Source organism: Stenotrophomonas sp. 63632_Sma (assembly GCF_056482875.1).
The window spans coordinates 3,471,083-3,487,032 of the sequence record NZ_CM151220.1 but is presented as its reverse complement, the minus strand read 5'-3'; the positions used below and the strand labels follow the sequence as shown (position 1 = coordinate 3,487,032).

General features: G+C 67.8%; 11 protein-coding genes. 6 read left to right on the top strand and 5 right to left on the bottom strand.

What is annotated here, in order from left to right:
* Positions 1-41: 41 nt before the first annotated feature.
* The 3 genes from metX to ACZK45_RS16200 are packed head-to-tail and all read left to right on the top strand — an operon-like array spanning position 42 to position 3,369.
* The gene (gene metX / locus ACZK45_RS16210; RefSeq protein WP_049401407.1) at positions 42-1,073 is read left to right on the top strand and encodes a homoserine O-succinyltransferase MetX; all 1,032 of its coding nucleotides are present in this window, start codon (positions 42-44) and stop codon (positions 1,071-1,073) included.
* Positions 1,070-2,305, top strand: a complete 1,236-nt coding sequence (locus ACZK45_RS16205) for an O-succinylhomoserine (thiol)-lyase (RefSeq protein WP_478444919.1) — start codon at positions 1,070-1,072, stop codon at positions 2,303-2,305. The genes metX and ACZK45_RS16205 overlap by 4 nt, the downstream gene beginning before the upstream one ends.
* Positions 2,302-3,369: a homoserine dehydrogenase family protein gene (locus ACZK45_RS16200; RefSeq protein ID WP_478444918.1), complete on the top strand. Its 1,068-nt coding sequence runs from the start codon at positions 2,302-2,304 to the stop codon at positions 3,367-3,369. The genes ACZK45_RS16205 and ACZK45_RS16200 overlap by 4 nt, the downstream gene beginning before the upstream one ends.
* A 48-nt stretch (positions 3,370-3,417) precedes the next feature.
* Here ACZK45_RS16200 and ACZK45_RS16195 read toward each other — a convergent pair whose 3' ends face one another.
* Both ACZK45_RS16195 and ACZK45_RS16190 read right to left on the bottom strand, forming a co-directional pair.
* The gene (locus ACZK45_RS16195; protein ID WP_478444917.1) at positions 3,418-4,413 is read right to left on the bottom strand and encodes an alpha/beta fold hydrolase; all 996 of its coding nucleotides are present in this window, start codon (positions 4,411-4,413) and stop codon (positions 3,418-3,420) included.
* Positions 4,414-4,535: 122 nt separating this feature from the next.
* Complete coding sequence (locus tag ACZK45_RS16190; RefSeq protein WP_049456519.1) at positions 4,536-5,918, bottom strand: L-serine ammonia-lyase; 1,383 nt, start codon at positions 5,916-5,918, stop codon at positions 4,536-4,538.
* 100 nt (positions 5,919-6,018) lie between these two features.
* On the opposite strand from ACZK45_RS16190, the gene ACZK45_RS16185 reads away from it, so the two are divergent.
* Positions 6,019-6,249: a glutaredoxin family protein gene (locus tag ACZK45_RS16185; protein ID WP_149909241.1), complete on the top strand. Its 231-nt coding sequence runs from the start codon at positions 6,019-6,021 to the stop codon at positions 6,247-6,249.
* Positions 6,250-6,348: 99 nt separating this feature from the next.
* Here the strand turns inward: ACZK45_RS16185 and ACZK45_RS16180 are convergent, their stop codons facing one another.
* The 3 genes from ACZK45_RS16180 to ACZK45_RS16170 are packed head-to-tail and all read right to left on the bottom strand — an operon-like array spanning position 6,349 to position 8,140.
* Positions 6,349-6,921 carry a YceI family protein gene (locus ACZK45_RS16180; RefSeq protein WP_010482754.1) on the bottom strand — a complete coding sequence of 191 codons (573 nt, stop codon included), beginning with the start codon at positions 6,919-6,921 and terminating at the stop codon, positions 6,349-6,351.
* Between the two features lie 3 nt (positions 6,922-6,924).
* A complete protein-coding gene (locus ACZK45_RS16175; RefSeq protein ID WP_005410672.1) occupies positions 6,925-7,497 on the bottom strand; it encodes a cytochrome b in 573 nt (190 codons plus the stop codon).
* A 10-nt stretch (positions 7,498-7,507) separates the two neighbouring features.
* Positions 7,508-8,140, bottom strand: a complete 633-nt coding sequence (locus tag ACZK45_RS16170) for a YceI family protein (protein WP_032127796.1) — start codon at positions 8,138-8,140, stop codon at positions 7,508-7,510.
* 166 nt (positions 8,141-8,306) lie between these two features.
* Here ACZK45_RS16170 and ACZK45_RS16165 point away from each other — a divergent pair, with 166 nt between their 5' ends.
* Positions 8,307-11,852: a hybrid sensor histidine kinase/response regulator gene (locus ACZK45_RS16165; protein ID WP_197617342.1), complete on the top strand. Its 3,546-nt coding sequence runs from the start codon at positions 8,307-8,309 to the stop codon at positions 11,850-11,852.
* Positions 11,853-11,948: 96 nt separating this feature from the next.
* Entirely contained in the window at positions 11,949-15,476 is a 3,528-nt protein-coding gene (locus ACZK45_RS16160) for an ATP-binding protein (RefSeq protein ID WP_197617343.1), read from the top strand.
* Positions 15,477-15,950: the final 474 nt, after the last annotated feature.

The window sequence follows — 15,950 nt, the reverse complement described above, 5'->3', positions numbered from 1 at the left end:
CCGCGAAGGCTCGATGGCCGATTCCCCAACCGGATCCCGCCATGAGCTTCGCCGCCAGTACCGCGCTTCGCCCCGAACCCTTTGTCCCCGTCAGCGTGCCGGTCGAAGACCGCGTGCATGCCGAGCGCGGTGAGTTCGCCGCGGTGCTGTCGATGCGTCACGCCGGCCCCAGCCCGGTGCGCCTGCGCTATGAGTGGGTCGGCCCGGCCAATGCGCCGGTGGTGGTGCTGGCCGGTGGCATTTCCGCCCATCGCCACGTGGCGTCCAATGCACAGTTCAGCGAGAAGGGCTGGGCCGAAGACCTGGTCGGCAGCGGGCGCGCGCTGGATCCGCAGCAGCTGCGTGTACTGGCCTTCGACTTCATCGGCGCCGATGGTGCACTGGATGTGCCGATCGATACCGCCGACCAGGCCGATGCACTGGCGCTGCTGCTGGACCATCTCGGCATCCGCACGCTGAAGGCGTTCGTGGGCTACTCCTACGGGGCGCTGGTCGGCCAGCAGTTCGCGATCCGCCACCGTGCACGCGTGCGCCAGCTGGTGCTGGCCAGTGGCGCGCATCGCCCGCATCCGTATGCCGCCGCCTGGCGCGCATTGCAGCGCCGCGCGGTCGCGTTGGGCCAGCTGCAGTGCGGCGAAGACCACGGTCTGGCGTTGGCCCGGCAGTTCGCCATGCTCAGCTACCGCACCCCGGAAGAGTTCGGCGAGCGCTTCGATGCCGCGCCGGAAGTGATCAATGGCCGCGTGCGCGTGGCCGCCGAAGACTATCTCGATGCGGCCGGTGCGCAGTACGTCGCGCGCACGCCGGTGACTGCTTACCTGCGCCTGTCCGAATCGATCGACCTGCACCGCGTCGACCCCACCGCGATCCTGCCGCCCACCGTAGTTGTCGCGGTGGAGGGTGACCGCCTGGTGCCGCTGGCCGACCTGGTCGGTCTGGTCGAAGGGCTGGGCCCGCGCGGCAGTCTGCGCGTGCTGCGCTCGCCCTACGGCCACGACGCCTTCCTCAAAGAAACCGATCGCATCGACGCGATCCTCGCCACCGCCTTCCGCACTTCTGGAGAGTCCGCATGAGCCTGCACGCAAACGAGCCGTCCTGTAGTCGCACCACTGCCGCCGTCCGTGCCGGCATCGATCGGGACACCGCGCATGGTGCGGTCACGCCGCCGATCGTGCTGTCGTCGAACTTCAGTTTTGAAGGCTTCGGCAACAAGCGCCAGTACGACTACACGCGCAGTGGCAACCCGACCCGTGACCTGCTCGGCGAGGCGCTGGCGGAACTGGAGGGCGGCGCCGGCGGCGTCATCACCGCCACCGGCATGGGTGCGATCAACCTGGTGTTGAACGCATTGCTGCAGCCGGGCGACACCCTGGTGGTGCCGCACGATGCATACGGCGGCAGCTGGCGCCTGTTCAATGCGCTGGCGAAAAAGGGCCACTTCGAACTGGTCACCGCCGACCTGACCGATCCGCGCGCACTGGCGCAGGCGCTGGCCACGCAGCCGAAGCTGGTGCTGGTGGAAACCCCGTCCAACCCGCTGCTGCGCATCACCGACCTGCGCTTCGTCATCGAGGCCGCGCACAAGGCCGGTGCACTGGTGGTAGTCGACAACACCTTCCTGTCGCCGGCCCTGCAGCAGCCGCTGTCGTTCGGTGCGGACCTGGTGCTGCATTCCACCACCAAGTACATCAATGGCCACAGCGATGTGGTCGGTGGTGCGGTGGTCGCGCGCGATCCGGCGCTGCACGAGCAGCTGGTGTGGTGGGGCAACGCGCTGGGCCTGACCGGCTCGCCGTTCGATGCGTTCCTGACCCTGCGCGGCCTGCGCACGCTGGATGCGCGCCTGCGCGTGCACCAGGAAAACACCGCGTCGATCATCGCCCTGCTGGACCAGCATCCGGCGGTCGGCGCGGTGTACTACCCGGGCCTGGCCGATCACCCGGGCCACGCCATCGCCGCGCGCCAGCAAAGCGGCTTCGGCGCGATGCTGTCGTTCGAACTGGCCGACTGCGAAGGCGATGATCCGCATGCCGCAGTGCGTGCCTTCGTCGATGGCCTGCGCTGCTTCACCCTGGCCGAATCGCTGGGTGGCGTCGAAAGCCTGATCGCGCACCCGGCCACCATGACCCATGCGGCGATGACCGCTGAAGCGCGCGCGGCCGCCGGCATCAGCGAAGGCCTGCTGCGCCTGTCGGTCGGCATCGAGGCCGAGCGTGACCTGCTGGCTGATCTCGGCGCAGCGCTGCAGCGCGCCGAAGCCGTGATTGATGCGGCTGCGCGCCGCAAACAGGTGGTGGATGCATGAGCGCGCTCGCCGCTGACATTCCTGCGCTGGGCGCGGGGCGCCTGGCGCTGCTCGGCACTGGCACGGTCGGCTCAGCCTTCGTGCAGCGCTACCAGGCGTTGCAGGCACGCGGGTTGGAACTGCCCAGCGTGCAGTGGCTGGCCAATTCGCGCACCGCACTGGCGATCGACCGTGATCTGGCGTTGCCGCTGGAGCTGGCACGACGCGCACCGCGTGACGGTCTCAGCTCACCGCCATGGGCGAGCGCCGAAGGGCTGGAACGGGGTGACGTGGTGGTCGATGCCACTGCCAGCGAAGATGTGGCCGCACGTCACGTGCAGTGGCTGGCGCGTGGGGTGCACGTGGTCACCGCCAACAAGCTGGGCCGCGGTGCGCAGCTGGCACGTGCCACGGCCATCGCCGAGAGCTGCGCAGACAGTGGCGCACGCTATGGCGACAGCGCCACCGTCGGTGCCGGCCTGCCGTTGCTGAGCAGCCTGCGCGCGCTGGTAGCCGGTGGCGACCACATCCACGCCATCGAGGGCGTGCTGTCCGGCTCGCTGGCGTGGCTGTTCCATCGCTATGACGGCCAATCGCCGTTCTCGGCAGCGGTGCGCGAGGCGCTGGCGGCCGGTTATACCGAACCGGACCCGCGTCTGGATCTGTCCGGCGAGGACGTGCGCCGCAAGCTGCTGATCCTGGCGCGCAGCAGCGGGCTGGCGCTGGATGCTTCGCAGGTGCAGGTGGATTCACTGGTGCCTGAAGCGCTGGCAGCGCTGCCGCTGGAGGATGCGGTGGCCGCACTGGAGCAACTGGATGCGCCGCTGCAGGCGCGTTGGCAGCAGGCGCGCGACAATGGTCGTGTGCTGCGTTTCGTCGGCCGCGTTGATGGCGAGGGTGCGCAGGTAGGCCTGCGCGAGTTGCCGGCCGATCACCCCTTGGCGCAGGGCGCGGGCACCGACAACCGCGTGGCCATCCACAGCGATCGCTACCGCCGCCAGCCGTTGCTGATCCAGGGGCCGGGCGCGGGTGCGGAAGTCACTGCGGCCGCGTTGCTGGATGACGTGCTGCGGATCGTGGGTTGATGTCCGTGTTGCTGCGCTCGCCGGGCCATGCCCGGCGGGCCCGCAATCTCAACGCGACCTCAACGCCTTCAACAATGCCGCATTGAACTGCTTCGTGTCCTGCACCTGCGGCGAATGGCCCAGTTCGGCGAACTCGACCAGCGTCGCGCCCGGAATGGCCGCGGCCGCTGCTCTGCCCAGCACCGGATAATTGCCCAGCGTCGCCTTCACCGCAGGCGGCGCCAGGTCACGGCCGATCGCGGTGCGGTCCTTCTGGCCGATGAACAACGTGGTCGGCACCTGCAGATTCTTCAGTTCGTAGACCACCGGCTGGTTGAACACCATGTCCGATGCCAGTGCCTGGCTCCACGCAACGACCTGCTTGCCCGGGCCTTCATACATGCCCGACTGCATCCGCGCCCACGGTTCATACGCCGGCTTCCATTTGCCGTCGTAGTACACGTCCAGCTGGTAGCGGCGGATGCTGTCATAGCTGATGTTCATTTCGCCGGCGTACCACGTGTCCACGCTGCGCCAGGGAACACCCAGCGCCTTCCAGTCTTCCAGCCCGATTGGATTGACCAGTGACAGGCTGCGCAGGTCCTGCGGGAACATCAGCGCGTAGCGCACCGCCAGCATGCCGCCCATCGAATGACCGACCAGGTGCACCGGTACATCACCCAGCTGCAGCTGTTGCAGCAGGGCATGGGTGTTGGCGGCCAGCTGCGCGAACGAATACTGGTAGCGTTCGGGCTTGCTGGATTTGCAGAAGCCCACCTGGTCCGGGGCGATCACCCGGTAGCCGGCGTTCAGCAGCGGCGCGATGGTCTGCTGCCAGGTGGCTGCGCAGAAATTCTTGCCGTGCAGCAGCACCACCACGCCGATGGCGCGGCGTTTGGGCAGGACATCCAGATAGGCCATTTCCAGTGGCTGCCGCTGCGACTCCAGTGCGAAGATCTTCACCGGATAGCCGTAGTCGAAACCCTCCAGCCGCGGACCATAGGTCGGCGCGGCAAGCGCGGACAGCGGCAGGCAGGCAAGCAGGGCAGCAGCGATCACGCGCATGGGGCCAATCCGGGGTAGGGGAGCCCCGAGCCTAACCGGAACGCGGTGACGGTGTCGTCCGATGTTGAGCCGGGCTCATGCCCGGCTGCAGGGTAGAGCCAGGCCATGCCTGGCTGCGGCCATCAGCACTCGATGACGTTCACCGCCAGGCCACCGCGGCTGGTTTCCTTGTATTTGTCCTGCATGTCGCGGCCGGTATCGCGCATGGTCTTGATCACCTTGTCCAGCGACACCTTGTGCTTGCCGTCGCCGCGCATCGCCATGCGCGAGGCATTGATCGCCTTCACCGCACCCATCGCATTGCGCTCGATGCACGGGATCTGCACCAGGCCGCCGATCGGGTCGCAGGTCAGGCCCAGGTTGTGTTCCATGCCGATTTCCGCAGCATTCTCGATCTGGCTCGGGTTGCCGCCCAGCGCCGCGACCAGGCCGCCGGCCGCCATCGAGCAGGCCACGCCCACTTCGCCCTGGCAGCCCACTTCGGCACCGGAAATCGAAGCGTTTTCCTTGTACAGGATGCCGATCGCCGCCGAGGTCAGCAGGAAGTCGAACACACGCTGCTCGTTGGCGCCGGGGCAGAAACGGTCGAAGTAATGCAGCACCGCCGGCAGCACGCCGGCTGCACCGTTGGTCGGCGCGGTCACCACGCGACCACCGGCGGCGTTTTCTTCGTTGACCGCCAGTGCGTACAGGTTGACCCAGTCCAGCGTGGTCAGCGGATCGCGCATCGCCGCTTCCGGCTTCGACGACAGCTCGCGGTACAGCGCCGGTGCGCGACGGCCGACCTTCAGGCCACCCGGCAGCACGCCTTCCTCGCGGATGCCGCGCGCGACGCACGACTGCATCGCGCTCCAGATCTCGCGCAGGTTGGCGCGGATCTCGTCTTCGCTGCGCCAGCACTTCTCGTTCTCGAACATCAACTGGGCAATGCTCAGGCCGCTGCGTGCGGTCTGCGCCAGCAGCTCGTCGCCGCTCTTGAACGGGTAGGGCAGCGGGGTCTCGTCGGGCACGATGCGGTCATCGGCCGCGTCGTCCTGGTTGACCACGAAGCCGCCACCAACCGAGTAGTAATCGCGGGTGGCGATCACTTCGTCGTCGGCGTTGTACGCGGTGAAGCGCATGCCGTTGGTGTGGTACGGCAGCTTCTGGCGCTTGTTCATGCCGAGGTCGCGCTTCTCGTCGAAGGCGATCTCGTGCTGGCCCATCAGCTGGATGCGCTTGCTGCTGCGGATGCGCTCCAGGGTGGCCGGGATGATGTCCGGGTCGATCAGGTTCGGCCGCTGCCCTTCCAGGCCGAGCAGGATCGCCTTGTCGGTACCGTGGCCGCGGCCGGTCAGCGCCAGCGAGCCGTAGACGTCGGCACGGATGCGCGCGACCTCGTGCAGGCGGCCCGGATCGAGCAGCCAGCGATGGATGAATCGCTCGGCGGCCTTCATCGGCCCGACGGTGTGCGAGGAGCTCGGGCCAATGCCGATCTTGAAAACGTCGAACGTGCTGACAGCCATGGTTGCCGTACTGCGGGTACCGGAAGAGACCGCTATTCTAGCGGTTCACGCCGCACTTCAATGGCTGCGGCGCAGCATTTCCACCAAGGGGACCCTGCCGGTGTTGACTCTGTTCCAGCGTGACGACTGCCACCTGTGCGACATGGCGCTGGCCGAGCTGGCCAAGGCCCGGGCGCCGGAATTCGAATCGGTGTTCCTGGATGACCAGCCAGCGCTGGAATCGCGCTACGGCGCGCGGGTGCCGGTGCTGCGCGACGAGCGCGGCGACCGTGAGCTGGACTGGCCGTTCGACGCGGCTGCGGTTCGGGCGTGGCTGGCCGTCGATCGGTAGTGCCGGCCGCTGGCCAGCACCTGCCCGCATCGGTGAGGTTGCCGGCCAGCGGCCGGCACCACCGGAGATGATGGCCGGGGCGGTGCCCCGGCCCGTTGATCATTTCGCGTCGAACTTCACGATCGTGCTGATCGCGGTTTCATCCGGGATGGTCTTGGTGTCGGCCCAGTCACCGCTGCCGACGCCGAAGTCCAGGCGCTTGACGGTGGCCTTGCCGGTCAACACCGGCTGGGTGCCCGGCTTCCAGGTGAAGGTAAGGGTGACCGGCTTGCTGACGCCGCGCAGCTCCAGCGTGCCGTCGGCGGCGAACTGGTCGTTGCCCACCGCACGGAAGCCCTTGGCGGTGTAACGCGCAGTGGCGAACTTGCCGACGTTGAAGAAGTCGGCGGTCTGCAGGGTCGAGTCGCGGTCGCTGTTGCCGCTCTTGGCACCGGCCAGCGGAATCACCACGTCCAGCGAACCGGCGGCCGGGTTGGCCGGGTCGAAGCTGAGCTTGGTGGCAAAGCCCGGGAAGCTGCCGGTGAACACTTCGCCGTCGTACTTGGTGGCGAACACCAGGATCGAGCCGGCGCCGGGGGCCTGCGCGTAGTCCGCAGCGAGCGCCGGGGCGGTGGCCAGCATGCCGGCCAGGGCGGCGGCCACGGCGGCCGGAGTGGTCAGTTTCAGGTTCATCGGTCAGTCCTTCTGAGGGGAGGCGAGCCAGCCGCGCGGCAACATGCGGGACAGCGTTGCATCGCGCTGGAACAGGTGGTGGTAGAAGGCAGCGCCGGCATGGGCCAGCACCACCGCGATCAACAGCCAGAAGCCGTATTCGTGGATGGCGTGGGACACCGCGACGACCTGCGGATCCGGGCCACTCAGCTTGGGCACATCAACCAGGCCGAACCAGCGGAACGGGCGCAGGCCACTGGCCGAGTCGTACAGCCAGCCCGACAGCGGGATGGCGAACATCAGCACATACAACAGCACGTGGGTGGCGCTTGCGATGCGCTCCTGCCAGCTGGGCACGCCCGGCACCGGCTTGGGGGCGCCGGCGTACAGGCGCCAGCCGAGGCGGAACAGCACCAGCGCCAGTACGGTGATGCCGATCGACTTGTGTGCGGTGTAGACCCAGAAGTACTTGGGCGTCTTGGGCAGTTCGCCCATGGTCAGGCCGACCACGCCCAGGGCGAGGATCAGCAGTGCGATCAACCAATGCAGGATCTGGCTGACACTCCCCCAGGCGGCGGGGGTGTTCTTGGCGGTCATGAAAGGTCCTCTAGCGGGCCGTCTTGGGGTCGGAGTGCGGAACGGGAGCGGGAGTTCCCGGGGCGTCGCTGCGGTCGAGGGTGGCTTCAGCCTCGATCCTCAGCTGTACTGCATCACCGATGACGCCCGGCCAGGCGGTGATGCCGAACGCGCGCCGGCTCAGCGTGGTGCTGGCGGAAAAACCGGCGGTGCGTCGGAACGGGGGAAGGGGGTAGCGCTTGATGGCGTTGAGGGTCACGTCCAGGGTGACTTCCTGGCTGACGCCGCGCAGGGTCAGGGTACCGATCACGTGCGCACGCTTGGCATCGATCGGTTCGACCCGGCTGGAGACGAAATGTGCCTTCGGGAAACGCTCGCCATCCAGAAGGCTGCGGGCCAGCGTGGCCTGGTTCCATTTGGCATCACCTAGGTCCAATCGCGACACGGGGACCTCGACATCCAGTGTGGCCTCGCGCCAGTTGTCGGGATCGAACTGCAGGCGGCCCTCACTGCCGGAGACCGTCCCCATCGCCTGCGAGTAACCCGCGTGGTCGATGGTGAACAGCACACGCGTATGCACCGGATCGAGGCGATAGGTATCTGCATCCGCCCAGGCGGGGGCGGTGGCGAGCAGCATCGGCAGCAGGGCCAGGCAGGGACGCATCGATGGCGGGCTCCGGAAGGGGGACGTTGCGATCATACGCACAGCCCCCCGCCAACGTTGCGTGCATGGCTGCAACAGTTCGTGGTGGGTCCACCGGTGGAAACAGGCTGTTGCAGCCATGAACCCGGCCCTGTGTGACAATCGGGACAGGACAGGGGGGTTCAGGATGACGAGCGGTTGGCGCCTGTGGTGCCGAGGCATCGCGGGAATGGGGCTGCTGCTGATGGCGTTCGCCACGGCGGCCACGGCCCTCGACATGGCGGAAACACCGCGCCTGCGCCGTTTCGGTGCAGCTGAAGGCATGCCCTCGCGCATGGTGCTGGCGCTGGCCGAGGACCGCCAGGGCCATATCTGGGCGGCCACCGATGGTGGCCTGGTGCGCTATGACGGCGGCAACCTGCGGGTCTGGGAACATGATCCGGAGCAGCCGGGCTCGCTGCCCGGCAACGAGATCGAGACCCTGCTGGTCGATCCCCTGGACCGCGTCTGGGTCGGCATCAATGGCAAGGGCGTGGCCCGGCTGGATGCCGACCGCGAACGCTTCAAGACCTTCGATGCGGTCAACGGCCCCTGCATGAGCCAGTTCTGGACGCTGGCCTACGCCGAGGATGCACTGTGGATCGGCACCAGTGGCCATGGCGTCTGCCGTTTCGGTGAAGACGGCAGCCTGCGCTTCTTCGAGCATGATCCGGCCCGTCCTGGCGGGTTGCCCAGCAATACCATCTACAGCAGCCTTGTCGACGCGCAGGGGCGACTGTGGATCGGCACCGAGGCGGGCATTGCGCGCTGGAACGGGACTGGATTCGAGGCTGTCGCGCCGCGCGAACTGGGGGCGCTGAGTGTGTTGCGCCTGAGCCGCGACCCCGATGGCTCGATCTGGGCCGGCAGCCAGAATGACGGCCTCTACCGTATCGACGCGCAGGACCGGGTCAGCCGTCCGCGCTGGGCCGACAGTGCGCGCCTGCGTTCGGCACTGGTGCTGGCCGATCGCCAGGGCGGTTACTGGGCGGGCACCTCCGATGGCCTGTTGCGTGGAGATGCCAGCATGCTGCGGCGGCTCGACGGCGACCGCGGCAGTGGCTTCCTCACTGCCCAGAGCGGTGTGCTTGATCTGATGCAGGACCATGAGGGCGGATTGTGGGTGGCGCTGCTGACCCAGGGCCTGGCCTACCTGCCGCCGGACTGGCGCCGGTTTTCGATCTGGAACCAGCTTGACGGCAAGCCGCTGGACAGCCAGTACCTGCTGAGTGCAGCCAGTGATGGCCGGAATTACTACGTCGGCTCAGCGCATGGCGTGTACCAGCTGGACGCGCAGGGAGTACTGAAGTTGCTGGCCAGCGATCGCGAGATCGGCAGCGGGGCGGTGTGGTCGGTGCTGCCGCGGCCGGACGGGCGCCTGTGGCTGGGGCGTGCCGGCCGCATCAGCGTGTACGACCCGGCGACCCGCGCACTGCACGATTGGCATATCGATGGGGGAGCCGATCTGCGCCAGCGCATCGATCTGATGCGGCAGGCCCCCGATGGCACGGTCTGGCTGTCGGTGATGAACCTGGGCCTGCAGCAGCGCAGCGCCGATGGCCGCGTGCTGCGTAGTTACCCGCTGGAGGATCTCCGCAAGACCGCCGATTCACCTGTCGAGCAGATCCGCTTTGATGCCCAGGGCAAGGCCTGGGTGATGGGCGACATGGGGATCTGGCGTGAACAGGCCGGGCGCTTCGAAGCGGTGCCGGGCGTTTCGCGCGGGTTGATCTACGATCTGGTGTGGGTGGATCCGCAGCAGCTGTGGCTGGCCCGGCAGGGCGCGCTGGAACGCTACCAATGGGATGGCATGAGCCTGCGCCTGATCCAGCGCATCGATGGCAGTGCTGGCGTGCCCTCGGTCAGCATGGGCGGACTGGCGCTGGCCGAAGACGGCCGCCTGTGGGCGACCACGCCACGTGGCCTGCTGCGGTGGGACCCGAAGACGCGCCGCCTGCAGCAGTTCAACGAACGCGATGGCCTGCCCGACGCCGAGTTCACCAGCAGGCCGCCGGCGGTGAATGCCGATGGTCGCGTGCTCGCGGTGGCCCAGACCGGCCTGGTCGTGTTCGATGTGAATGCTGCCGATGCGGTGCTGCCGCCGTCGTCGCTGGTGATCGCCGAGGTCCGCGTGCGGCGCGATGATGCCCGTGGCTGGCAACCGCTGCCGACCACCGGCACGCTGTTGCTGGGGCCGGATGATCGTGATCTGCAGATCGATGCGCGACTGCTTTCCTATGCCAATCCGCAGGGCAACCGTTACCGCTTCCGGGTGCAGGGCTACGACCAGAACTGGGTGGAGCAGGGCGGTGACGGCCAGCGCACGCTGTCGCGGCTGCCGACCGGCAGCTACGTCATTGAAGTCCAGGCGGCAACGGCCAGTGGCACGTGGACGCCTTCACAGCGGTTGCAGGTGAAGGTGCTGCCACCCTGGTGGCGCAGCGGCATGGCGATCTTCGGCTACCTGCTGATCGGCTCGCTGCTGCTGCTTATCCTGGTGTGGTCGATCCGTGCGCGCCTGCGCCGCCGCCAGCAATGGCAGTTGACCGTGCACAAGCAGCAACTGGCAGAGCAGGCCTCCCAGGCCAAGAGCCGGTTCCTGGCCACGCTGGGCCATGAGGTGCGCACGCCGATGACCGGTGTGCTCGGCATGAGCGAGTTGCTGCTGGCCACCCCGCTGGATGCGGTGCAGCGCAGCTATGCAGGCTCGATCCAGCAGGCTGGCAGCCACCTGCTGCGGCTGGTCAATGACGCACTGGATCTGGCCCGCATCGAGGCAGGCCGGCTGGAGCTCGACCTGCGCCCGTTCGATCTGGCTGGCCTGCTCGACCAGGTGCAGGCGTTGATGGAGCCGATGGCGAAGCAGCGCAACCTGGGGTTCCAGCGTGGGGGCGATCCGCCGGGGCCGATCAGCGTCAGCGGCGACGAGATGCGCGTGCGGCAGATCCTGCTCAACCTGCTGGGCAATGCAATCAAGTTCACCGAGCGCGGGCACGTCGGCCTTGCCGTGCGCCTGGAAGAGAACGGTGGCGGACTCTGCTTCGAAGTGCATGACACCGGCCCGGGCATCAACGCCGAACAGCAGGACCGCCTGTTCCATCGCTTCGAACAGGCGGACGGCCCGCGCACCGCGTCGCGCTATGGCGGCAGCGGTTTGGGCCTGGCGATCTGCCAGGAGCTGGCCGTGGCCATGAACGGACGCATCGAAGTGGACAGCCAGCCGGGCAAGGGCGCGCGATTCCGGGTGTGGTTGCCGCTGCCCTGGATCCGGCAGGCCGCCAATGCGCCGGGCGAGTCGCCGGTGCTGCCGGTGCTGCCGCCGCTGCGCATCCTGCTGGTGGAAGATGACGCGACCGTGGCCGAGGTCATCGCCGGCCTGCTGCGTGGCCGTGGCCACGACGTGGTGCACGTGCTGCATGGCCTGGGCGCGCTTTCGGAGATTGCCACCGATGGTTTTGACGTGGGCCTGCTCGATCTCGATCTGCCCGCGCTGGACGGCACCGCCATCGCTCGCCAGCTGCGTACCATGGGCTATGAACTCCCCCTGGTGGCGGTCACCGCGCGCTCCGATGCCTACGCCGAGACCCAGGTCCTGGCGGCCGGGTTCGATGGCTTCCTGCGCAAGCCGGTGACCGGTGACATGCTGGTGACTGCCATTGCCCAGGCGCGCGCAAAACGACAAACCGCCCTTTGAATGCGCCAGTGCCGGGCGTGAACGGCGCGACTTTCGGTTTACCATGCCGACGCCCGTAGTGCGGGAATCATCAGAAGCAGCGTGAGGAGGCAATCGGTGGTGTATCTGCGGGCGGCGATGCTGCTGCTGGTCCTCCTGTGCTGCCTGTCGCCCGCTGCGGCGCAGCCGGTGCCACCGAGCCCGCGCCAGGTGACGGTGTTCGACGGCTTGCCGTCCAATACCGTGAACCGCATGGCCGAGGATCGTTACGGTTACCTCTGGATCGCCACCAACGACGGTCTGGCCCGCTACGACGGGCGCAACTACCGGATCTGGCGCTCGGAAGACGGCCTGCGCGACAACCGCATCTGGACGGTGCTGGTCGATGCCCGCAACCAGCTCTGGATCGGCACCGAGAACGCGGGCCTGGTACGGATGTCGGCCGATCGCCGCCAGCTGCATTTCTACGACCGCAGCAGCCAGCCGTTGATGGGCACCAACACGGTCTGGAGCCTGGCCACCACGCCGGATGGTTCGGTCTGGTTCGGCACCCACGAAGGTGGTCTGTACCGCCTGGACAACCAGGACCGGCTGCAGCGCTTCCTGCCCGAAGCGAACAACCCACGCAGCCTGCCGGCCGCATCGGTGCCTTATCTGGCAACCCTGGCCGATGGCAGCCTGTGGATCGGCACCAAGCATGGTGTCGCGCGCTGGACCGGCACGGACTTTGAACGGGTTGGTGCCGGCATCGTTCCCAGCCTGCTGATCAATGGCCTGACGGCCGAGCCCGATGGCAGCCTCTGGATCAGCACGATGGCCGGTGCCATCGTGCGTCGTCCCGATGGTCGTTTCGAGGCACCGTCCTGGAAGCTGCCCGAAGGCGAACAGGTGCTGGGCATGATGCTGCGCGACGAGCAGGGCGGGCACTGGCTGGACACCCGCACCGGCCTTGGCCGCGCGGTCGATGGCCAGTACCAGGCCGTGCCGCTGTACAGCGCGGTGGCGCGTGGCCCGGTACGCCCGAACTGGACCGGCGCCTACGAGGATCGCGAGGGGGGCATCTGGCTGGCCAGCACCAACGCCGGCCTGTGGCACCTGCTGCCGCGCTGGTGGCAGTTCTCGGTGCTGTCGCGGCTGGAGGACGACCCGCGCTCGCTGCGCAATGCCTTCGTGCTGGGTACCAGCCCATCCAGCAACGGCGGCATCTGGACGGTCGGCAGCCACGGCGCGCTGGACCGCTTCGATCCGAAGAGCGGCCGCATCGAACAGCACCGCACCTGGGTCAACGGCATGCACTGGCTGACCTCGGTGCGCGAGGATCGCCGCGGCCAGGTCTGGATCGGCTCCAACGACGCGCTGCTGCGCTACGACCCGAAGCGGCGTGATCTGCGCCGCTGGGGCCGGGATGCCGGCGCCGACGCGACCATGGAAGGGGTCATCGAATCGATGATGACCTGTGATGGTGACAGCCTCTGGCTGATGCTGCCGTCGGGTCTTCAGCAGCGCGATCTGGATGGGCGCCTGCGGCGCCAGCTGGACAATGGCCAGCGCGGATTGCAGCAGGGCCAGCTCAATCTCGATGTGGAATGCGGGCCGCAGGACCATATCTGGCTGGCCAGCAGCCGAGGCCTGCTGCAGTGGCTGCCGGAAAGCGAGCGCTTCCAGCCGGTGCCGGGCGCACCGGCGACCGCGATCCATGCACTGCACGTGGGCAGCGATGGCCAGGTCTGGCTGTCCGAGGATGGCCGCCTGTCGCGCTACCGCTGGAGCCAGGGCCGGCTGGAGCGGCAGGCCGTGATCGGTGCCGAGCAGGGCTACCCGGCGATCTCCGCTTCGGGGCTGGTGGTCGATGCACAGGGGGTGGCGTGGGCAACCAGCGCGCGTGGCCTGGTGCGCATCGGCGCCGATGGCCAGAGCGTGCGCCTGTATGGCGTGCATGACGGCCTGCCGAGCCAGGAATTCCGCGAGCACACGCTGGTGATGTCGGGAGACGGCCATCTGGTGGCGGGTACGCCGGCCGGTGTGGTGGTGTTCGACCCGGAGCAGGTGCGGCCCTCGATGCGGCGTGCGCCGCTGGTGATCGAGCGGGTGGAGGTGCGCCGCAACGAGCAGGTGCTGGACCTCACCCACGACACGCCGTTGCAGATCGCCGATGGCGACCGCGATCTGCGCATCGTCGCGCGCCTGTTGTCGTTCGCCGATTCGGCGTCCAATACCTATCGTTACCGGTTGGCCGGCTATGACCCGGACTGGGTGGAAGTGGGACCGGCCGGTGAGCGCCTGTTCTCGCGGCTGGCACCGGGCAGCTATCGGCTGGAAGTGCAGGCGCGGTCGGCCGACCATGTCTGGTCACGGGTGCAGAGCCTGGAATTCCGCGTGCAGCCACCGTGGTGGCGCAGCCTGTCCGGCCTGCTGGTGCTGGCCTCGTTCGCGCTGCTGCTGACCAGCTGGTTCGCCTGGCTGTACCGTCGGCGCCTGCAGCGTCGCCACGCCTATCAGCTGGCGCTGCACAAGCAGGAGCTGGCCGAGCAGGCGTCGGCGGCCAAGACCCGCTTCCTGGCCAACCTTGGTCATGAGATCCGCACGCCGATGACCGGTGTGCTCGGCATGAGTGAGCTGCTGCTGTCCTCACCGCTGGATCCGCAGCAGCGCGGCTATACACAATCAATCCGCCACGCCGGCGAGCACCTGCTGCATCTGGTCAACGATGCGCTGGACCTGGCGCGGATCGAATCCGGCCGTCTGGAGTTGCAGTCCAAGCCGTTCGCGCTGAGCTGCCTGCTGCAGGACCTGGCGGCGCTGATGGGCCCGTTGGCTGCACAGAAGGGCCTGCGCTTCACCCTCGACAACCAGTTGCCGCCCGGCCTGCAGGCCACCGGCGACGCGATGCGGGTACGGCAGATCCTGCTGAACCTGCTTTCGAATGCGGTCAAGTTCACCAGCCGCGGCACCATCACCCTGCACGCGCGCAGCGACGCCGAGCTGCGATCTCTGCATTTCGAAGTGCGCGACACCGGCCCCGGCATCAGCCAGGAGCAACAGCAACGCCTGTTCCGCCGCTTCGAGCAGGCCGATGGTGCACGTACCGCGGCGCAGTACGGCGGCAGTGGTCTGGGCCTGGCGATCTGCCGCGAACTGGCGCATGCGATGCAAGGGCGGATCCAGGTGGAGAGCCAGCTCGGTCGCGGCACCTGCTTCGGCGTGACGTTGCCGTTGCCGATGGTGGTCGATGCCGATGCCGAAGCAGATGGTGAAACGCACCGCGAGGACGCGGCCAACATGCCGCCATTGCGGGTACTGCTGGTGGAGGACGACGCGACTGTGGCCGATGTAGTGCGCGGGCTGCTGAGTGCGCGCGGGCACGAGGTGGTACATGCGGGCCATGCGCTGGCGGCACTGCGTGAGATCAGTGCCGGTGATTTCGACGTCGGCCTGCTGGATCTCGACCTGCCGGGCCTGAGCGGCTTCGAGCTGGCCCAGCATCTGCGCAACCAGGGCTACATGCTGCCGCTGCTGGCGGTGACCGCGCGTACTGACCCGGACCTGCAGCAGCAGGTGGAGGCGGCCGGCATCGGTGGCTTCCTGCGCAAGCCGGTGACCGGGGAACTGCTGGTGGAAGCGATTGCCCGGGTGATGGGAAGGTAGGGATTATTGCAGGGCTTGCAGCCCTGCACCTGCAGAAGCAACGTCAACGTCAAAAGCGTGCAATCCGTGGGATGGCGGGGTGGGTCCGGTTGCGGGGGACGCTGCAAGTCCCCCTCCGGGGCCCGGCCCAGCCGCTGGCGGCTGTGCGTTCGGGCGCTTGCGAAGCGGTGCTTCGCAAGCAAAGCGCCCTCACCCATGTAAGCTCGGTTGCCGCTTGCTCGTGTGCGCTGTCCTGCGCACACGGCAAGACCGGGGTTGGGCCTCCTGCCCAACTCGCCCGAGGCATGCCTCGGGCCCACGCGGCTCACGCCCCCGCAACCGGACCCACCCCGCCTTCGACAGATTCTCGCGAGGTGCCGACAGTTGCTTTCTGTAGAGCCGAGCCATGCTCGGCTCAGATCTTTCCGATATCGAAATATTCGATTTCGATGAAGTTTCATCCACGCATGGCGTGGATCTACTTACCGTCACCGG

Excerpts from the sequence above, each read along its gene's own strand:
- ACZK45_RS16200 (WP_478444918.1), top strand. The coding sequence starts at position 2,302 with ATGAGCGCGCTCGCCGCTGACATTCCTGCGCTGGGCGCGGGGCGCCTG.
- ACZK45_RS16190 (WP_049456519.1), bottom strand. The coding sequence starts at position 5,918 with ATGGCTGTCAGCACGTTCGACGTTTTCAAGATCGGCATTGGCCCGAGC.
- ACZK45_RS16180 (WP_010482754.1), bottom strand. The coding sequence starts at position 6,921 with ATGAACCTGAAACTGACCACTCCGGCCGCCGTGGCCGCCGCCCTGGCC.
- metX (WP_049401407.1), top strand. The coding sequence starts at position 42 with ATGAGCTTCGCCGCCAGTACCGCGCTTCGCCCCGAACCCTTTGTCCCC.
- ACZK45_RS16205 (WP_478444919.1), top strand. The coding sequence starts at position 1,070 with ATGAGCCTGCACGCAAACGAGCCGTCCTGTAGTCGCACCACTGCCGCC.
- ACZK45_RS16170 (WP_032127796.1), bottom strand. The coding sequence starts at position 8,140 with ATGCGTCCCTGCCTGGCCCTGCTGCCGATGCTGCTCGCCACCGCCCCC.
- ACZK45_RS16165 (WP_197617342.1), top strand. The coding sequence starts at position 8,307 with ATGACGAGCGGTTGGCGCCTGTGGTGCCGAGGCATCGCGGGAATGGGG.
- ACZK45_RS16175 (WP_005410672.1), bottom strand. The coding sequence starts at position 7,497 with ATGACCGCCAAGAACACCCCCGCCGCCTGGGGGAGTGTCAGCCAGATC.
- ACZK45_RS16195 (WP_478444917.1), bottom strand. The coding sequence starts at position 4,413 with ATGCGCGTGATCGCTGCTGCCCTGCTTGCCTGCCTGCCGCTGTCCGCG.